The sequence below is a fragment of the Tepidamorphus gemmatus genome, from assembly GCF_004346195.1.
Lineage (GTDB): Bacteria > Pseudomonadota > Alphaproteobacteria > Rhizobiales > Tepidamorphaceae > Tepidamorphus > Tepidamorphus gemmatus.
Genome location: NZ_SMAK01000003.1, coordinates 59,259 through 75,992 on the forward strand (window position 1 = coordinate 59,259; position 16,734 = coordinate 75,992).

Here is a 16,734-nt window from a genome sequence, read left to right on the forward strand (position 1 = left end):
GCGCGCCTGGCGCCCCGGCTAAAGGGCACGGTCGCGGAATCGGTTGACGATTGGGTAGCGCCGGTCGCGTCCGAAGTTCTTGCGGGTGATCTTGACGCCCGGCGGGGCCTGCCGCCGCTTGTACTCGGCGACGTTGAGCATCTGCTCGACGCGCTCGACGAGGCCGCGATCATGACCGCGGGCCGCTATCTCGGCAACGGACATCTCGTTCTCGACGAGGGATTCGAGGATGTCGTCGAGGATCTCGTAGGGTGGCAGCGAATCCTGGTCGGTCTGGCCGGGCCGGAGTTCGGCGGTGGGCGCCTTGGTCAGGATGTTCTGGGGAATGACCGTCCCGGCCGGACCGAGGCAGCCCTTCGGGCGGTGCGCGTTGCGCCAGCGGGCAAGCCGGTAGACTTCCGTCTTGTAGAGATCCTTGATCGGGTTGAAGCCGCCATTCATGTCGCCGTAGAGAGTCGAGTAGCCGACCGACATTTCGGACTTGTTGCCAGTCGTCACCAGCATCGGTCCGAGCTTGTTGGAGATCGCCATCAGGATGGTGCCGCGGGCGCGCGACTGCAGGTTCTCCTCGGTGACGTCGGGCAGCCGGCCCTCGAAGATCGGGGCCAGCGCGTGCAGGAAGCCGTCCACCGGCTCGGCGATCGGCACGACGTCGTAGCGCACGCCGAGTGCCTCGGCGCAGGCCGCGGCATCGGCCAGCGAGGCGTTCGACGTGTAGCGGTAGGGCAGCATCACGCAATGGACCCGCCCCGCGCCGAGCGCGTCGACCGACAGTGCCGCGCAGATCGCCGAATCGACGCCGCCCGACAGTCCCAGGAGGACGGAGGGAAAGCCGGTCTTCTCCACATAGTCGCGCAGCCCCTGCACGCAGGCGAGCCAGATCAGCTCCTCGGGCTCCTCCAGCCGCGCCATCGGGCCTGCCACACAGCGCCAGACGCCGCCCGTTCGCTGCCAGGTCGTGACACTGACTGCCTCCTCGAAGGCCGGCATCTGGAAGGCCAGAGACCGGTCCGCATTGAGGCCGAACGAGGCCCCGTCGAAGACAAGTTCGTCCTGTCCGCCGAGCTGGTTGACGTAGACCATCGGCAGCCCCGACTCGGTGACGCGCTGGACGGCGACGTTGAGCCTGAGGTCATGCTTGTATTTCCACCACGGCGAACCGTTGGGGACGATCAGCAGCTCGGCGCCGGTTTCCTCGAGGCATTCGACCACCTCCTCGTCCCAGATATCCTCGCAGATCGGGATGCCGAGCCGGATGCCGCGGAACGATACCGGCCCGGGCAGTGGCCCCGGCGCGAAGACGCGCTTCTCGTCGAACGGCCCGTAGTTGGGCAGATCGACCTTGAAGCGCGTCGCGGTGATGCGGCCCTCGTCGAGCAGGCACACTGCGTTGTAGGTCTTGATGTCCTCGTGCCAGGGTGTGCCGACGATCACTGCCGGCCCGGCGTCGAACGTGTCCCTGGCGAGGCTTTCGACCGCCTCCCGGCAGGCGCGCTGGAAGGCCGGCCGCAGCACCAGATCCTCCGGCGGATAGCCCGAGATGAACAGCTCGGTGAACACCACGAGATCGGCACCGAGCCGCGCCGCCTCGGCGCGCGCCGCGCGGGCCTTGCTGAGATTGCCGGCAATGTCGCCGACGACAGGGTTGAGCTGGGCGCAGGCAATCGACAGGCGATCGATCATGCGGGAGCCATGACTGCTGGGGTATCGGGGTGGAGGAAATCGACCGTAACGCCATCCGCTTCAACAGAAAAGCTCGGGATGGCGGGCCCTGAGCCGGAAAATTGCGACCGCCGACTTCGAATCGGCGATATCGCCGCGATCGGCCATCGCGGCGATCTCGCGCAGCGGCAGCTCGTGCACCTCGATCATCTCGCTTTCGCTGGCCAGACCGCCGGTGCGGGTGGCGTGCGGACCTTGATAGCGGCCCCAGTAGAGGTGGATGACCTCGCGCATGATCCCCGGCGAGGACAGCGACACGCCGAGCGGCTGCAGCATCACCACCCGGGCGCCGGTCTCCTCAACCGCCTCGCGGCCCGCGCAGTCCTGCGGGGCGTCGCCGTCGAGAAGCCCGGCCGGAATCTCCCACAGCCAGCCATCGCCGCCGTCGAGGAAGGCCGGCAGGCGGAACTGCCGGATCATCAGCCCCGTGCGTCGGTCGATGTCGACCGGCAGCACGGCAGCGCCGTGGCCGTGGAAATGCACCTCGCGGATGAAGCGCAGCCGACGGCCGCCCCAGCCGACTTCGGCGGTCACCCGCGAGAGGGTGATGAAGCCCTGATAGATCGGGTGCTCGTCAAGGATCCGCGGCGCGGCTGCAGGGTCCACAGGCATGGCATGCTCCGGTTACCGCAGCCCTATCCGCCTGACGCCGGCGGCGCAAGCCGGGCTACCCGAAGGCATAGGCGTCGAGGTGCAGAACGCCGTATTGGCAGCTGGCGTGGATACGCCGCCCGACGGCGCCGTCGCCGGCTGCGCCGAGCGCGACATGCAGAGGCAGCAGATGCTCGTCGGTGGGATGGTTCTGGGCCGCGAATGGTGCACGGGCGCGGTAGTCGATCACGGCCTCGGTGTCGCCCGCCTCGATGCGGCCGACCATCCAGTCGACGAAGCCCGTCACCCAGTCCGGCGTCTCGCTGTCGATCGCGCGCATGCCTCCGGGGAGAAAGACCTCGTGCAGGTTGTGCGTGAGCGATCCCGAGCCGAGCACCAGCACCCCCTCGGTCCGCAGCGGCGCCAGCGCTCGTCCAAGGCGATGGTGGTGGGCAGCGTCACGGCCGGGCTGGATCGAGAGCTGGACGACGGGAATGTCCGCATCCGGGTAGAGCAGCATCAGCGGTACCCAGGTGCCGTGGTCGTAGCCGCGGCGCGGCAAGGTGGCGACCGGCAGGCCGGCGCCCCGGATCATCCCTGCAATCCGGACCGCGAGCGCAGGATCGCCGGGAGCCGGATAGACCATCCGCCGCAGTTCCGGCTCGAAGCCGCCGAAATCATAGATCATGCCGGGCGCCGGATCGGCGACGACGGCCGGCGTGTCGGTCTCGAAATGTGCCGAGACGCAGACGATCGCGGACGGCCGCGGCAGATCCTGCGCATGGCTGGCGAGGAAGGCGCGGGCCGGCGAGTCGTGGAGAACCAGGTTCGGCGCCCCGTGTGAAACGAACAGGCTCGGCTGGACGGGCATGACGGCGGCTCCTCACGGCGGTGACGCAGGCATAATCCTTCGCGAACGGAGCAGAAAGGCGTCATGTACGCACGAATCGTTCTCCGGACAGCAACGATTGTCGCCGCAGTGCGGCCGGACCGGTCGCACTGCGGTGTGGCCGGCAACGGCTGCGACCGCAGCGGGGGGCGCCTATCGGGGCGGCCAGTGCGGGTGCTGTGGCAGTCCGTCGGCGATCTCGTAGTAGTCGCCTTTCTCGGCGACGAAGATGTGGTGGGACACCGAGAGTCCGGTGGGACGGTCAAGGGAGCCGGCCATGATCGCGACGGTCGATCCGCCGACCCGCTGCCAGAACAGCGGCGAGCCGCAATTGCGGCAGAAGCGGCGCACGGCGTCGGGCGTCGCCTGCCATTCGGCGAGATTGTCCTCGCCCTGGATGGTCAGCGCCGCAAGCGCTGCATTGGTCGCGGCGAGCTGGTGGCCGGCCTGCCGCCGGCAGGTGTCGCAGTGACAGATCGACACCGGCCGCAGCGGCCCGGCCACCTCGTAGGTGACCGCGCCGCACGCGCAACGGCCGCGATGAACCTGTTCTGCCATGGGGCCTAGAACCCGACTGCAGCCCCCGTCTCGGGCAGCGGCGGCCGCTCGCGGGAGGCACGCTCCCGCTTCAGACCCTCCGCCAGGAGGAAGGCCAGCTCCAGCGACTGGTCGGCATTGAGCCGCGGATCGCAATGGGTGTGGTAGCGGTCGGAGAGGTCCGTCTCGGTGATCGCGCGAGCGCCTCCGGTGCATTCGGTGACGTTCTGGCCGGTCATCTCGATATGGATGCCGCCCGCATGCGTGCCTTCCGCCTGATGGACGGCGAAGAAGTTCTTCACCTCCTTCAGCACCCGGTCGAACGGCCGGGTCTTGTAGCCGCCCGCCGAAATGGTGTTGCCGTGCATCGGATCGCACGACCAGACCACCGTGCGACCCTCCCGCTGGACCGCACGGATCAGGCCCGGCAGATGATCGAACACCTTGTCGGCCCCGAACCGGCAGATCAGCGTCAGCCGCCCCGGCTCGTTGTCGGGATTGAGGAGGTCGATCAGCTCGAGCAGGCCGTCGGGGGTGAGCGAGGGGCCGCATTTGAGCCCGAGCGGATTGCGCACCCCCCGGCAGAATTCCACATGGGCATGGTCGGGCTGGCGGGTACGGTCGCCGATCCACAGCATGTGGCCCGAGGTGTCGTACCATTCGCCGCTGGTTGAATCGATGCGGGTCATCGCCTGCTCGAAGCCGAGCAGCAGCGCCTCGTGGCTGGTGAAGAAGTCGGTCGTTCGGAACTGCGGTGTCGCATCGGCGGTGACACCGCAGGCACGCATGAAGTCCATCGCCTCGGAGATACGGTCGGCAATCTCCTTGTAACGATGCCCCTGCGGACTGTCGGCGACGAAGCCGAGCATCCAGCGGTTGACGTGCTCGAGATTGGCATAGCCGCCTTGCGCGAAGGCGCGCAGCAGATTGAGCGTCGCCGCCGACTGCCGATACGCCATCAGCTGGCGCGCCGGATCGGGAATGCGCGCTTCCGGCGTGAACTCCGGCCCGTTGATGATGTCGCCGCGATAGCTCGGCAGCTCGACGTCGCCCTGCCGCTCGGTCGGCGAGGAGCGCGGCTTGGCGAACTGGCCGCCGATGCGGCCGACCTTCACGACCGGCAGCGCCGCGGCGAAGGTGAGCACCACCGCCATCTGCAGGAACACCCGGAAGAAGTCGCGGATGTTGTCGGCGTGATGCTCGGCGAAGCTCTCGGCGCAGTCGCCGCCCTGCAGCAGGAATCCCTCGCCGGCCGCAACGCGTCCGAGCTGTTCCTTCAGCTTGCGCGCCTCGCCGGCAAACACCAGCGGCGGAAACCGCGACAGCGTGGCCTCGACCTCGGCCAGCGCTGCGGGGTCCGGATAGTCGGGGACCTGCACGATCGGCTTCGACCGCCAGCTATCGGGAGACCATGCCTTCGCCATGACACACCAACCACATTCACGAAGCCGTCTTGGCCGATCCGCGGAACGGCTCGACGCGGCCGGGTTATACACCCGCCTTCCCTCTGGTACCAGTATCGGAAGCCATCGGTCGACACTGCGATTCGGCGCCATCCCCATGCAGACCGAACATGAGCATTCGCCCGACGCCATCGCCGCGCGCCTGGCGGACGGACCCCGCATCAACTACCTGCGCGATTTCGTCTATGGCGGCATCGACGGTGCGGTGACAACCTTCGCCATCGTCGCCGGCGCGGTCGGGGCAAACCTGCCGAGCAGGGTTGTGCTGATTCTCGGCGCCGCCAACCTTCTCGCCGATGGCTTCTCCATGGCCGCAGCCAACTTCTCCGGAACGCGGGCCGAGGTCGAGGACCATGATCGTCTGCGCGCAATGGAAGAGCGGCATGTCCGCCTGTTCCCGGAGGGCGAGCGCGAGGAGATCCGCCAGATCTTTCGCGCCAAGGGCTATTCGGGCAGCAGGCTCGAGGCTCTGGTGCGGCTCATCACCTCGCGCCGGGATGCCTGGATCGACACCATGATGACGCAGGAACACGGGCTGGCGCTGGTCAAGCGCTCGCCGATCAGGGCGGCGAGTGCGACCTTCGGTGCCTTCGTCCTGTGTGGTAGCGTCCCGCTGCTGCCCTATGTATTGGCCATGCCGGAGAAGGCCGGCACGGCAACGCTGATGACGGCCCTCGTGTTCTTCGCGATCGGGTCGTTCAAGAGCAAGTGGTCGACGTATTCCTGGTGGCGATCGGGTAGCGAAACCCTCATCATCGGCATGTGTGCGGCAAGCTTGGCATATGCCGTCGGCCGTCTGCTCGAGGCGATCGTCTGACATTCCCCCGCACAACTGACGGAGTTGCCCCGAATGAGATCCGCCATGGCGTCCATCGCCGCCCTGCTGATCTCGGTCTTCATCCTGCTGGCGGGATCGGGACTGCAGACGACGCTGGTACCGCTGGCGGCAACGGACAGCGGCTTCGACGCGCTGGAGGTCGGTTTCCTCGGCTCCTCCTACTTCATCGGCATGATGCTCGGCTGCTTCGCCGCGCCCTGGCTGATCCGCCGAACCGGCCATATCCGCGCCTTCGGAGCGTGCACGGCGCTGGCGACGGCGGCCTCCGTCCTGTTCTCGCTGACGATCGATCCCTGGATCTGGAACCTGCTGCGCTGCCTCTCCGGGCTATGCTATGCGGTGCTCTACGCGATCATCGAGAGCTGGCTCAACGACAAGTCCGACAACAGCAACCGCGGCGGCATCCTGGCCGTCTACAATGTCGTCAACTTCGCCGGCATGGCGGCCGGCCAGCAGTTCCTGCGGCTCTATCCGCCGTCCGGCTTCCAGCTGTTTTCGCTGTCGGCGGTGCTGATCTCGATCGCTTCGATCCCGGTGGCGCTGACGCGGTCGACCTCGCCTCTGGTGCCCGAATCGCCACGGCTCAGGCTGCCCTGGCTGATCCGGCTGTCGCCGGTCGCCGTCGCCGGCGCCTTCACGGTCGGGTTCGCCAACGGGGCCTTCTGGACGCTGGGTCCGGTCTACGCGACGCTGAAGGGTCTTGGCGCCAGCGGCGCCGGCGACTTCATCACCGCCTCGATCATCGGGGCCGTACTGGTGCTGTGGCCGGCAGGGCGGCTGTCCGATCGCGTCGACCGGCGATTCGTGATCCTCGGCTGCTGTCTGCTGTCGGCAGGGGCGGGCATAGGGCTCGTCCTCGTCCCCGACGGCGCAGCCTGGACGATCTTCGGCCTCGCCTTCCTGTTCGGGGCGGGCGCCATGCCGATCTATTCGCTGAGCTCGGCACATGCCGCCGACTTCGCCGCGCCGGCGGAAATGGTGGCGGTCGCGACGGGCCTGCTGCTGGTCTACACGGTCGGGGCCGTGGTCGGACCAACGATCGCGGCCTCGCTGATCGAGGTGACCACGGCCGGGGCGCTGTTCGTCCTCACCGGGTTGATCCATCTGGCGATGATGCTGCTGGCGCTCTACCGGCTGACCCGCCGCGAGGCGATACCGCCGGAGCAGCGCGAGCCGTTCGTCGCGGTGCCACGCACCTCGACCAATGTCGTCGAGCTCGATCCGCGCATCCCTGCAAGCCACGACGAGGCGCAGGAAGCCATTCCGGACGAACCCTTGCCCGATCAGACCGTGCAGCGCCCGCTGTGATCGTCTGCGGCCGTCCGCCCGTACCGGCCGTACCTCCTCGGCCAGTCATGCCGCCACGGAATGGCGGTCGTTCCGGCTGGGGACGTATCCCGGCCATCCGATCGCCGGTAGAGTAGCCTCGCCTTTACCGAACCCGAGCCTGATGACGACCGCCGCCGCTTCCCGCCCCGCATTGACCTTGGGCCGCATCGTCGGTCTGTGCGTCGCGCGGGTATTCCTGTTCGCGAGCTTCATGACGGTCGCCGCGTCGATCCCGCTGCTCAAGGCTGACTGGGGGATCACCGCGACGGCCGCAGGCGCCATCGTGACCAGCTTCACCGTCGGCTACGCGATCTCGCTGTTCGTCTTCGCCTGGGCAAGCGACTACTATGGCGCCAAGCGCATGGCGATCGTCTCGGCCGTGGCGGCGGCCGTCACCAGCCTGGTCTTCGGGTTCCTCGCCGACGACTGGTGGAGCGCGATGATCCTCTACGCCCTGGTCGGCCTCGCCCAGGGCGGCGTCTACACGCCGCTGATCGTGCTGTTCGCCGACGAGGCGGCGCCCGAGGCGCGCGGCAACGCCATGGGCTGGCTGATCGGCTCGACCTCGGCCGGCTATGCGCTGTCGCTTGCCGCGGTCGGGCTGGGCATTGCGGTTGGCGGCTGGCAGGGTGGCTTCGTCCTTTCGGGCCTACTGCCCACGGTTGGCGCGGCTCTGCTGCTGATTCATCTGCGACCGATCGAGAACCGCATCCATCCGCGCAGTCACGACATGCGGGCGCGCGACCAGCTTCTGAAGAACCGCGAGGCGCGACTGCTGGTCAGCGGCTACACGGCGCATTGCTGGGAATTGCTCGGCATGTGGGCCTGGATCCCCGCCTTCCTCGCGGCGAGCTTCGCGCTGGCAGGGGCGGCGACGGCGAGTGCGACGGTCTCCGGCGCCTACCTGTCCGGCCTGCTGCACCTGTTCGGCGCGACCGCGGCCTTCTCGATGGGCTGGCTGTCGGACCGGGCAGGCCGCAAGCCGGTGCTTGTCGCGCTGGCGATCGCCGGCACCGCGCTGTCGATGCTGATCGGCTGGCTGGTCGCGGCGCCGGCTCTGGTGCTGCTTCCGGTGGCGCTGATCTACGCCTTCGTCTGTCTCGGGGATTCACCGGTGCTGTCGATCGCGCTGGCCGAGGCGGTAAGGCCCGGCTATCTCGGCGCGGTGCTCGCCTGGCGCTCCCTGCTCGGCTTCGGCGCTGGCGCGGCCGCGCCGATCGCCTTCGGCGCAGTCATCGACCTAACCAACGCCCCCGGCGCGACGCCGGTGCTGTGGGGGCCGGCCTTCATGCTGCTGGGCGCCGGCGGCGCGCTCGCCAGCCTTTGCGCGCTGGCCCTGCGCGGCGCGGCCGCCGGACGATGATCCCGGTCGCAATGGCCATCTGCGCCACACTGGCCTCAGGCCAACCAATCCGGTATGAGTTCCCTCATGTGAATGCTGACGGCTGGGTCCGGCGCGCATTGCCTGCCGGAACGCGGCAGGTCGACAGCACGCCCGGTCGGCCCCGTGCTGCGCGGGGCGGTGCGGCTCATGCCTGATCGGGAAGTCTTGATGCTCTACATCCATATCGGCCTGCACAAGACCGGTTCGACATTCCTGCAGTTTTGCCTGGACGCCAACCGTCGTCGTCTCGCACGGCACGGATATGTCTATCCCTATATCGCCGACGACCGCTATTACCGGTTCCAGCATGTCGTCCTCGCGAGGGCGATCGCAGCCGGCGACATCGAATTCCCGGCGCAGATCGTCCGCGACGGATTCGCCGCCGCCGGGAATGTCATCCTGAGTGCCGAGCGGCTGGCGCCGATATCGGCCCGGCACGAGAACACGCTGGCGCGCTGGCTCGATCTGTGCCGTCAGGGGGGCCGCGGCGTGAAGGCCATTGTCTATCTCCGCCGGCAGGATCTCTATGCCCAGTCCTTGTATCGCCACGCCGTCAGAGCCCCGGAGACGCGGCTGACGCTGACCTTTCAAGACTTTCTCGCGCAACGCCGACCGCGGCTCGACTACTGGACAATGCTGCAACCCTGGTACCGGCTGGTCGGTCCCGGCAATCTGGTGGTCAGACCCTACGAGCCCGGCCAGTGGCAGGGCAATGATCTGCTGGCGGATTTCCTGCACGCGATCGGCCTCGCGGATGCGAAGCGCCTGAAGGTGCCGCGGTCGCCCGCCAACCGCAGCTACAATGCCCGCATGGTCGAGCTCCTGCGCCTGACCAATCCGAGCCGCGACAAGGCGGCGCAACAGCGGTTCCTGAAGCTCGTCGAAACCGCGCTGCCGGAGGATTGGGTGTTCGAGACACGCGGCGAGCGCTCGTCCTATCTCAGCCCCGAGGAGCAGCGCTCGTTCATGGCCGCCTATGAGAAGACCAACGCGCTCATCGCGTCGCACTGGCTGGGCCGCGCGGATGGCATCCTGTTCCGCGAGCCGCTCGACGAGGTCGACCGGCGCCCCGACCTGTCGGCCGGCGCCATCCGGGCGCTTCAGGACCGCCTGGCGCGGTCCTCGATCGACGTGCAGCTCGCCCATGCCGGCTGAGTGGGCAGACGCAGGGTATCCGGAGCCCGGCCGCGGCGATGCCGCCGGACCTGGCGCCCTGCAACAGGCCCGGAGGACGATGTGCTGAGACACCTTTCCCGCAAAGCCCGGGTCGGCTGGACGATCATCCGCTCCTCCCGAGGCATTCGCGGCAGGATCGCCGCGGTGTTCCTCGTCATGAAGCTCGCCCTCGCCTATTTCGCGCGCCGGATCCTCGGCCTGGCGCCGCCCGTGGCGCTGCCGAGCGCAGAAGCGCGCCAGCCCTTGCCGAAACAATCCGGCGCCAGCGACGGCTTCTTCCGCCAGCTCGTCCATCCGGTCGGGATCTATCGCTACGAGATGCTCAAGGAGAAGTTCGCGCCAACCCCGACCGACATCGACCCTGACCGCCCCGTCACGGTCAATTTCCTGCTGCCGACGATCGATCGGCGGATCCTCTTCGGTGGCTACCATGCGGCCTTCAGGTTCGTCGACGCGCTGATGGCACGCGGCCACCACGTCCGCCTGATCGTGGTCGAGCCCTCCGTCGCTCCGCGCGAGAAGCTGTTCGACTCCTTCGCCGGCGATGCCTTCATGACCTCCGTGCTGGAACGTTGCGAGATCCTGCTGCGTACCGACCCGGCACGTCCGATCGCCTTCCATCCCGATGACAGGCTGATCGCCTATTCCTGGGATACGGCCCGCATCGCCCACGGCTTCGGCCAGCGGCTGGGCCGGCCCTTCATCTTCTTCATCCAGGAGTACGAGGCGATCTTCCATCCGCACGACAGCATCTTCTTCCTGATCAAGGACACCTACTCGCTGCCGCACTTCGCCATCTTCAATTCGCGCCTCCTCCAGGACTACTTCCGCCGTCACCGTCTCGGCGTGTTCGGGCCGGGGGAGCAGGCGGGCGACCGCAATTCCGTGGCGTTCGCGCACGCACTGTGCGCGGTTCGGACCCCGAGCGTGGAGGAGATGGCGGCGCGGCAGACCCGGCGCCTGCTCGCCTATACGCGGCCGGAGGCGCATGCCGGGCGGAACCTGTTCGAGATTGTCGTGATGGCGCTCAATCAGGCAATCGAGGAAGGCGTCTTCGACGCCGGCGAGTGGTCGTTCCACGGTATCGGCACGCTGGCGCTCGACGGCAGCTATCGGCTTTCGGGCGGCCACGCGCTCGAGATGCTGCCGCGGATGGACATCGAGTCCTATGCCCGGAAGCTCGCCGAATACGATGTCGGCGTTTGCCTGATGCTGGCGCCGCATCCCAGCGTACCGCCCTTCGAGATGGCAGCCGCCGGCCTGTGCACCGTCACTACCGGCTTCGACAACCGTCCGGCCGAGACGATGCGGGCGATCAGCCGCAACCTGATCGCCGCCGACCATTCGGTCGCCTCGGTCGTGGCCGCGCTGCGCGAGGCGGTGGCCCGGGCGGAGGATTTCGAGGGGCGGGTCGAGGGTGCACGCTTCGGTCAGGTGACCGACTGGGCCGACAGCTTCAACGACGCCTTCTTCGCCAGGCTGCCGATCGGCGCGCCCGCCGGGGCGGCTGCAGGGCGACCGGGCGCCCACCTGCCGCAGGAAGCCTGACGCATCTCCTCTGCCGGTGCCATCCCGGACGCGGTGCAGCCGCGATCCGCGCGCGGGAGGGCGGGACGGCAACCTGGAAAGGATCGGCTGCCGGCCGGAGGCGCCGTGCGCCGCTGAGGCAGCAACGGCGCCGCTGCGGACGACCTACACGGCCGAGCGCCATTCGCGCACGTCGACGAAACGGCCGGCGATCGCTGCGGCCGCGGCCATCTGCGGCGAGACCAGATGGGTGCGGCCGCGGAATCCCTGCCTGCCCTCGAAATTGCGGTTCGACGTCGAGGCGCAGCGCTCCTCGGGAGCGAGCTTGTCGGCATTCATCGCCAGGCACATCGAGCATCCCGGCTCGCGCCAGTCGAAGCCGGCCGCCTTGAAAATCGCATCGAGCCCTTCGGATTCGGCCTGCTGCTTGACGAGCCCCGAACCGGGAACGACCCAGGCAACGACATCCGGATGCACCCTGTGGCCCTCGACGATCTTCGCCGCGGCACGCAGATCCTCGATCCGCGAATTGGTGCAGGAGCCGATGAAGACACGCTGCGGACGGATGTCGGTGATCCGCGTGCCAGGCGTCAGTCCCATGTATTTCAGCGCGCGGTGCTTGGCCGCCCGTCGGTTCTCATCGGCGATCTGATCGGGATCGGGCACGACCCCGGTGACGGAAACCACGTCCTCCGGGCTGGTGCCCCAGGTCACCAGCGGCGGCAGGTTGCCGCCATCGAGACGGATCTCTCTGTCGAAATGCGCCCCATCATCGCTCGGCAGGCTCTCCCAGTAGGCCCGGGCCATGTCCCATGCCTTGCCCTTCGGCGCGCGCGGCCGACCCTCGATATAGGCGTAGGTCTTTTCGTCGGGGGCGACCAGACCGGCTCGGGCACCGGCCTCGATCGACATGTTGCAGACCGTCATGCGGCCCTCCATCGACATGTCGCGGAACACCTCGCCCGCATACTCGATGACATGGCCGGTGCCGCCGGCGGTGCCGATCTCGCCGATGATCGCCAGGATGACGTCCTTCGCGGTGACGCCCTCGGGCAGCCTGCCATCGACGATTACCCGCATGTTCTTTGCCTTGCGCTGGATCAGCGTCTGCGTGGCAAGCACGTGCTCGACCTCGGACGTGCCGATGCCATGTGCAAGCGCCCCGAACGCGCCGTGCGTCGAGGTGTGCGAGTCGCCGCAGACGATGGTCGTGCCCGGCAGCGTGAAGCCCTGCTCGGGCCCGATGACATGGACGATGCCCTGACGGACGTCGCGTTCGTTGAAGTAGTCGATGCCGAACTCGCGCGCGTTGACCGCCAGCGTCTCGACCTGCAGCGCGGATTCGGGATCGTCGATGCCGTGGCTGCGGTCGGTGGTCGGCACGTTGTGATCGACGACGGCGAGCGTCTTGTGCGGGGCGCGCACCTTGCGGCCGTTGACGCGCAGCCCCTCGAAGGCCTGCGGGCTCGTCACCTCGTGCACCAGATGCCGGTCGATGTAGAGGATGCAGGTACCGTCCTCGGCCTCCTCGACCACATGGTCGTCCCAGATCTTGTCGTAGATGGTTCTCGGCTTGCTCATGGCGTCTGTCCGTCGGGGGATGTCGTTCATGGAAACACTGCCGCGCGGCCTCCAGGTCCGCGCGATCGGCCGGACGAGCGGATCGTGGGTCCGCTCAAGCCTGCCCGAGCATGCTGTCGGAGGCGCGCATCGCCGCGTGGAAGCGCCATGGCAGCAGCGCATGGTCGTGCAGCGGCGCGGCGCCGGGACAGCCCGGAACCAGTCCGGCGCTGGCGCGCGTGCTGCCGGCAGGCTGCCGGAAGGGGCGACGATCAGTCTGCATGGCCGGCAAGATATGTCCGGCGCGCAGAAAGGGCAATGCGTCGCGGGTTCATGAGGGCGTGAGGACGAGGCGCCTTCGTCCCGCGCCCCAGCCGGCCGCCATCGCCAGCGCGCAGATCGCGAGGAAGAACAGCGTCGGGGCCGTCCAGCCGCCGCTCGCCTCGCGCAACAGGCCGGCCCCGAACGGGCCGAATGCGGCAATCACGTAGCCGACGCTCTGGGCCATGCCGGACAGCTCCGTCGCGACGTGGCTGTCGGGGGCACGCAGCACGATCAGGATCAGCGCCGACCCGAGCGCCGCCCCGAGCCCGAGACCGTTGACGACCGCAAAGGCAGGGGCGAGCCCGTGCGGCGCATAGAGCAGACCGAGATAGCCCGCCACCGAAAGGCCGACCGAGGCGGCGACCACGCCGCGCTGATCGGCGAGGCGCGCGGCGATCGAGGGCACGACCAGCGCCGAGACGATCTGGGTGGCGATCGAGGCGGCGGAGATGTAACCGGCCCGGACAGGCGCCATGCCGCCCTCCTCGAGGATCAGCGGCAGCAGGGCTATGGTGATGTAGGCGAAGCAGGACTGCAGCCCCATGAAGGCCGTCACCTGCCAGGCCAGCGGATCGCGCCACAGCCGCCCGGGCCTTACCGGCGGCGGGGGCGGCGACTGGTGCGACAGGGCCTGCGGCAACCACGCCAGCGCCGCCACGAATGCCGGCAGCGCCCAGGCACCGAGCGACGATTGCCAGCTCCCCAGCACCGCCTGCAGGGGAACGGCGAACGCCGCGCCGGCGGCAGCGCCAAGACACAGCATCATCGTGTAGATGCCGGTCATCACGCCGGTCCGGCCCGGGAAGTCGCGCTTGACGATGGCCGGCAGCAGCACCTGGACGATGCCGATGCCGAGCCCGGCGAGCGTGGTCCCGACGATCAGCGAGACAAAGGGCCCGGCGCCCCGCACCGCGATCCCGGCGGCGAGCACGATGAGCATCGCGAGGATGACCCGCTCCGGCCCCAAGCGGCGCGCCAGCCATGCGGCGGCGGCGCCGAACAGGCCGAGGCAGAACAGCGGCACCATGGTCAGCGCCCCAGCGAGCGTCGTCTCGATGCCGTAGGCCGCCATGATCTGCGACAGCAGCGGACCCGGGCTGGTCAGCGCCGGGCGCAGGTTGAAGGCGATCATCGCGATGGCAAGCGCGAGCAGAACCGATGCCGTGCCAGCCGGGACTGGCTGAGGGTGTTCGGTCGTCGGCTCGGGCAGATCGGCGGGTGGCATGGTGCCTGCCGGTCGAAGAGGGGATGTCTTGCTGCGGCGGGACCAACAAAACGGGCGGCTCGATGGCCGCCCGTGATGTCTCCCGGAAATCGGAGTAGGATGGTCAGTCCTTCTGCTCGGCCGGAATCTCGTCCTGCGTCGACTCCGCGACCAGCGTGCGCGCCTGGCCGATCCAGTCCTCGCGCTCGATGCGGCCCTTGAAGTCGAGAACCTCGTCGACCCTCGCGATGTCCTCGTCGGAGAAGTTGGCGATCTGCTCGAACTTGTAGATGCCGAGCTTGTTGAGCTTCTCGGCCAGCACCTCGCCGACACCGTTGATACGGGTCAGGTCGTCGGGCTGGCCCTTCGGCCTGGAAAAGATCGGCTTCAATTCGGTCTGGGTATCCGTCTTTCCGGCGCCCTTGGCGCTGGCACGATTGTCGACGCGCTCGGCGATGCGGGCCGACTTGCCGCGACGCTCGCGCAGATAATAGAGCTTCGCCCGGCGAACCTTGCCCTGCCGCTTCACCTCGATCGACTCGATGTTCGGCGAGTAGATCGGGAACACGCGCTCGACGCCCTCGCCATAGGAGATCTTGCGGACGGTGAAGCTCTCGTTGATGCCATGGCCGCCGCGGGCGATGCAGATGCCCTCATAGGCCTGCACGCGGGTGCGCTCGCCCTCGACGATGCGCACATTGACCCTGAGCGTGTCGCCCGGACGGAATTCCGGGACGGCGCGGCTGGCGGCGAGGCGGTCGGCCTGCTCTTTCTCGATCTGCTGGAGAATGTTCATGTCGGTCTGTCCTTCAAAGTCTGCGCGTCGTCGGGCCAGCCTGTCTGAGCCAGCTGCGCTTGAGTTGCCCTGCGTCTACTTGAAACCTTGCGAATTGTCGATACGGCCGCCGGCCCGGGCGGCCCACAGATCGGGACGCCGCTCGCGGGTGATGCGCTCGGCCTCGGCGCGCCGCCAGCGGGCAATGCGGCCATGGTCGCCGGAGACGAGCACCTCGGGAATCGGCCGACCTTCCCAGACCTGCGGCCGGGTGTAGTGCGGATATTCCAGAAGCCCGTTCTCGAAGCTCTCCTCGCTGCCGGACGCCTGCGCGCCCATCACGCCGGGAAGGAGACGGACGCAGGCATCCAGCAGCACCATCGCGGCGATCTCGCCACCCGACAGCACGAAGTCGCCGATCGAGACCTCCTCGAGCGCGCGCGCCTCGACGACGCGCTCGTCGACTCCCTCGAAGCGGCCGCAGACCAGCACCGCGCCCGGTCCCTCGACAAGCTCCCGCACGCGCGCCTGGGTCAGCGGTCGGCCGCGCGGGGTGAGCAGCAACCTCGGCCGATCGATGCCGCCGGCAGCGGCCGCGTCGATCGCCGCGGCGACGACATCGGGCTTCATCACCATCCCGGGACCGCCGCCGGCCGGCGTGTCGTCGACACTGCGATGGCGGTCGGTGGCGAAGGCGCGGATGTCGATCACGTCGAGCCGCCAGCGGCCGGCTTCGAGCGCGCGGCCGGCGAGCGCATGGCCAAGCGGCCCGGGAAACATCCCCGGGTAGATCGTCAGCACGGTGGCCTGCCAGCCGTTCATTTGGTTCCGTCCTGCTGCCTCCCGCCGTTGCCCGGCGGTCCGTCGTCGAGTAGTCCTGCCGGTGGATCGACCACCAGCCGCCCGCCCTTCACGTCCACCACCGGAACCACCGCCCGCGTGAACGGCAGGTAGGCGGTGCGCCGCGATCCGGCGAGCCTCAGTTCGAGAAGATCGCCACCGCCGAAATCCTGCACGGCGAGAACCGTGCCGAGGAGGAGGCCATCTGCCGTCTCGGCCCTGAGCCCGATCAGGTCGGCGTGGTAGAACTCGTCCTCGGCCGGCTCGGGCAGCCTGTCGCGGGCGACGTAGAGCCGCCGGTTCCTCAGGGCCTCGGCGGCGTTCCGGTCGGTGATGCCCTCGAACGTCGCGATGACGACGTTCTTGCCCGGCCGCACCGCCTTCACCTCCAACCGGCGACCGTCCTCGGTCTCCAGCGGCCCGTAGGCGCCGAGATCGAGCGGATCCTGCGTGTGACTCGCGACCCGGACCTCGCCGCGCACTCCATGCGGGGCGCCGACAACGCCGACGCAGACACGCGCGCCAGCCTCTGCCCCAGCCTCTGCCATAGCCGTTCAGTCCGCAAATGGCCGATC

The 16,734-nt window shown here is 68.5% G+C and carries 16 protein-coding genes; 5 read left to right on the plus strand and 11 right to left on the minus strand.

Annotated features, from left to right (window positions below; translation table 11 throughout):
• Positions 1–18 precede the first annotated feature (18 nt).
• The 5 genes from EDC22_RS05645 to EDC22_RS05665 all read right to left on the minus strand — a co-directional run bounded on the left by EDC22_RS05645 (position 19) and on the right by EDC22_RS05665 (position 5,163).
• Complete coding sequence (locus tag EDC22_RS05645) at positions 19–1,683, minus strand: NAD+ synthase (protein WP_132805662.1); 1,665 nt, start codon at positions 1,681–1,683, stop codon at positions 19–21.
• 60 nt (positions 1,684–1,743) lie between these two features.
• Positions 1,744–2,334 (minus strand): NUDIX domain-containing protein, encoded by a 591-nt coding sequence (locus EDC22_RS05650; RefSeq protein WP_132805663.1) that lies wholly within the window; start codon positions 2,332–2,334, stop codon positions 1,744–1,746.
• Positions 2,335–2,389: 55 nt separating this feature from the next.
• Positions 2,390–3,184, minus strand: coding sequence for a DODA-type extradiol aromatic ring-opening family dioxygenase (locus EDC22_RS05655; protein WP_132805664.1), 795 nt, complete (start codon positions 3,182–3,184; stop codon positions 2,390–2,392).
• A 171-nt stretch (positions 3,185–3,355) separates the two neighbouring features.
• Positions 3,356–3,760: a GFA family protein gene (locus EDC22_RS05660; RefSeq protein WP_132805665.1), complete on the minus strand. Its 405-nt coding sequence runs from the start codon at positions 3,758–3,760 to the stop codon at positions 3,356–3,358.
• A 5-nt stretch (positions 3,761–3,765) separates the two neighbouring features.
• A complete protein-coding gene (locus EDC22_RS05665; protein ID WP_132805666.1) occupies positions 3,766–5,163 on the minus strand; it encodes a class II 3-deoxy-7-phosphoheptulonate synthase in 1,398 nt (465 codons plus the stop codon).
• Positions 5,164–5,299: 136 nt separating this feature from the next.
• On the opposite strand from EDC22_RS05665, the gene EDC22_RS05670 reads away from it, so the two are divergent.
• The 5 genes from EDC22_RS05670 to EDC22_RS05690 all read left to right on the plus strand — a co-directional run bounded on the left by EDC22_RS05670 (position 5,300) and on the right by EDC22_RS05690 (position 11,477).
• Positions 5,300–6,019, plus strand: coding sequence for a VIT1/CCC1 transporter family protein (locus tag EDC22_RS05670; RefSeq protein ID WP_132805667.1), 720 nt, complete (start codon positions 5,300–5,302; stop codon positions 6,017–6,019).
• A 45-nt stretch (positions 6,020–6,064) separates the two neighbouring features.
• Complete coding sequence (locus tag EDC22_RS05675) at positions 6,065–7,348, plus strand: MFS transporter (RefSeq protein WP_165926807.1); 1,284 nt, start codon at positions 6,065–6,067, stop codon at positions 7,346–7,348.
• Between the two features lie 142 nt (positions 7,349–7,490).
• Positions 7,491–8,732, plus strand: coding sequence for an MFS transporter (locus EDC22_RS05680; protein WP_165926808.1), 1,242 nt, complete (start codon positions 7,491–7,493; stop codon positions 8,730–8,732).
• Between the two features lie 189 nt (positions 8,733–8,921).
• Positions 8,922–9,908, plus strand: coding sequence for a hypothetical protein (locus EDC22_RS05685; RefSeq protein ID WP_132805670.1), 987 nt, complete (start codon positions 8,922–8,924; stop codon positions 9,906–9,908).
• Between the two features lie 81 nt (positions 9,909–9,989).
• Complete coding sequence (locus tag EDC22_RS05690) at positions 9,990–11,477, plus strand: rhamnosyltransferase WsaF family glycosyltransferase (protein ID WP_132805671.1); 1,488 nt, start codon at positions 9,990–9,992, stop codon at positions 11,475–11,477.
• A gap of 144 nt (positions 11,478–11,621) precedes the next feature.
• Here EDC22_RS05690 and leuC read toward each other — a convergent pair whose 3' ends face one another.
• The 6 genes from leuC to rimM all read right to left on the minus strand — a co-directional run bounded on the left by leuC (position 11,622) and on the right by rimM (position 16,707).
• Positions 11,622–13,037 carry a 3-isopropylmalate dehydratase large subunit gene (gene leuC / locus EDC22_RS05695; protein WP_132805672.1) on the minus strand — a complete coding sequence of 472 codons (1,416 nt, stop codon included), beginning with the start codon at positions 13,035–13,037 and terminating at the stop codon, positions 11,622–11,624.
• 94 nt (positions 13,038–13,131) lie between these two features.
• Entirely contained in the window at positions 13,132–13,299 is a 168-nt protein-coding gene (locus EDC22_RS18010; protein ID WP_207903713.1) for a hypothetical protein, read from the minus strand.
• A gap of 48 nt (positions 13,300–13,347) precedes the next feature.
• The gene (locus EDC22_RS05705) at positions 13,348–14,565 is read right to left on the minus strand and encodes a CynX/NimT family MFS transporter (RefSeq protein WP_132805674.1); all 1,218 of its coding nucleotides are present in this window, start codon (positions 14,563–14,565) and stop codon (positions 13,348–13,350) included.
• A gap of 103 nt (positions 14,566–14,668) precedes the next feature.
• Positions 14,669–15,340 carry a 50S ribosomal protein L19 gene (gene rplS / locus EDC22_RS18205; RefSeq protein ID WP_132805675.1) on the minus strand — a complete coding sequence of 224 codons (672 nt, stop codon included), beginning with the start codon at positions 15,338–15,340 and terminating at the stop codon, positions 14,669–14,671.
• Positions 15,341–15,415: 75 nt separating this feature from the next.
• Positions 15,416–16,141 carry a tRNA (guanosine(37)-N1)-methyltransferase TrmD gene (gene trmD / locus EDC22_RS05715; RefSeq protein WP_132805676.1) on the minus strand — a complete coding sequence of 242 codons (726 nt, stop codon included), beginning with the start codon at positions 16,139–16,141 and terminating at the stop codon, positions 15,416–15,418.
• Positions 16,138–16,707, minus strand: coding sequence for a ribosome maturation factor RimM (gene rimM, locus EDC22_RS05720; RefSeq protein WP_132805677.1), 570 nt, complete (start codon positions 16,705–16,707; stop codon positions 16,138–16,140). Before rimM ends, trmD begins: the two co-directional genes overlap by 4 nt.
• Between the last annotated feature and the right edge of the window lie 27 nt (positions 16,708–16,734).

Excerpts from the sequence above, each read along its gene's own strand:
- EDC22_RS18010 (WP_207903713.1), bottom strand. The coding sequence starts at position 13,299 with ATGCAGACTGATCGTCGCCCCTTCCGGCAGCCTGCCGGCAGCACGCGC.
- EDC22_RS05675 (WP_165926807.1), top strand. The coding sequence starts at position 6,065 with ATGGCGTCCATCGCCGCCCTGCTGATCTCGGTCTTCATCCTGCTGGCG.
- EDC22_RS05680 (WP_165926808.1), top strand. The coding sequence starts at position 7,491 with ATGACGACCGCCGCCGCTTCCCGCCCCGCATTGACCTTGGGCCGCATC.
- rplS (WP_132805675.1), bottom strand. The coding sequence starts at position 15,340 with ATGAACATTCTCCAGCAGATCGAGAAAGAGCAGGCCGACCGCCTCGCC.
- trmD (WP_132805676.1), bottom strand. The coding sequence starts at position 16,141 with ATGAACGGCTGGCAGGCCACCGTGCTGACGATCTACCCGGGGATGTTT.
- leuC (WP_132805672.1), bottom strand. The coding sequence starts at position 13,037 with ATGAGCAAGCCGAGAACCATCTACGACAAGATCTGGGACGACCATGTG.
- EDC22_RS05685 (WP_132805670.1), top strand. The coding sequence starts at position 8,922 with ATGCTCTACATCCATATCGGCCTGCACAAGACCGGTTCGACATTCCTG.
- EDC22_RS05665 (WP_132805666.1), bottom strand. The coding sequence starts at position 5,163 with ATGGCGAAGGCATGGTCTCCCGATAGCTGGCGGTCGAAGCCGATCGTG.
- rimM (WP_132805677.1), bottom strand. The coding sequence starts at position 16,707 with ATGGCAGAGGCTGGGGCAGAGGCTGGCGCGCGTGTCTGCGTCGGCGTT.
- EDC22_RS05670 (WP_132805667.1), top strand. The coding sequence starts at position 5,300 with ATGCAGACCGAACATGAGCATTCGCCCGACGCCATCGCCGCGCGCCTG.
- EDC22_RS05650 (WP_132805663.1), bottom strand. The coding sequence starts at position 2,334 with ATGCCTGTGGACCCTGCAGCCGCGCCGCGGATCCTTGACGAGCACCCG.
- EDC22_RS05655 (WP_132805664.1), bottom strand. The coding sequence starts at position 3,184 with ATGCCCGTCCAGCCGAGCCTGTTCGTTTCACACGGGGCGCCGAACCTG.
- EDC22_RS05705 (WP_132805674.1), bottom strand. The coding sequence starts at position 14,565 with ATGCCACCCGCCGATCTGCCCGAGCCGACGACCGAACACCCTCAGCCA.
- EDC22_RS05660 (WP_132805665.1), bottom strand. The coding sequence starts at position 3,760 with ATGGCAGAACAGGTTCATCGCGGCCGTTGCGCGTGCGGCGCGGTCACC.
- EDC22_RS05645 (WP_132805662.1), bottom strand. The coding sequence starts at position 1,683 with ATGATCGATCGCCTGTCGATTGCCTGCGCCCAGCTCAACCCTGTCGTC.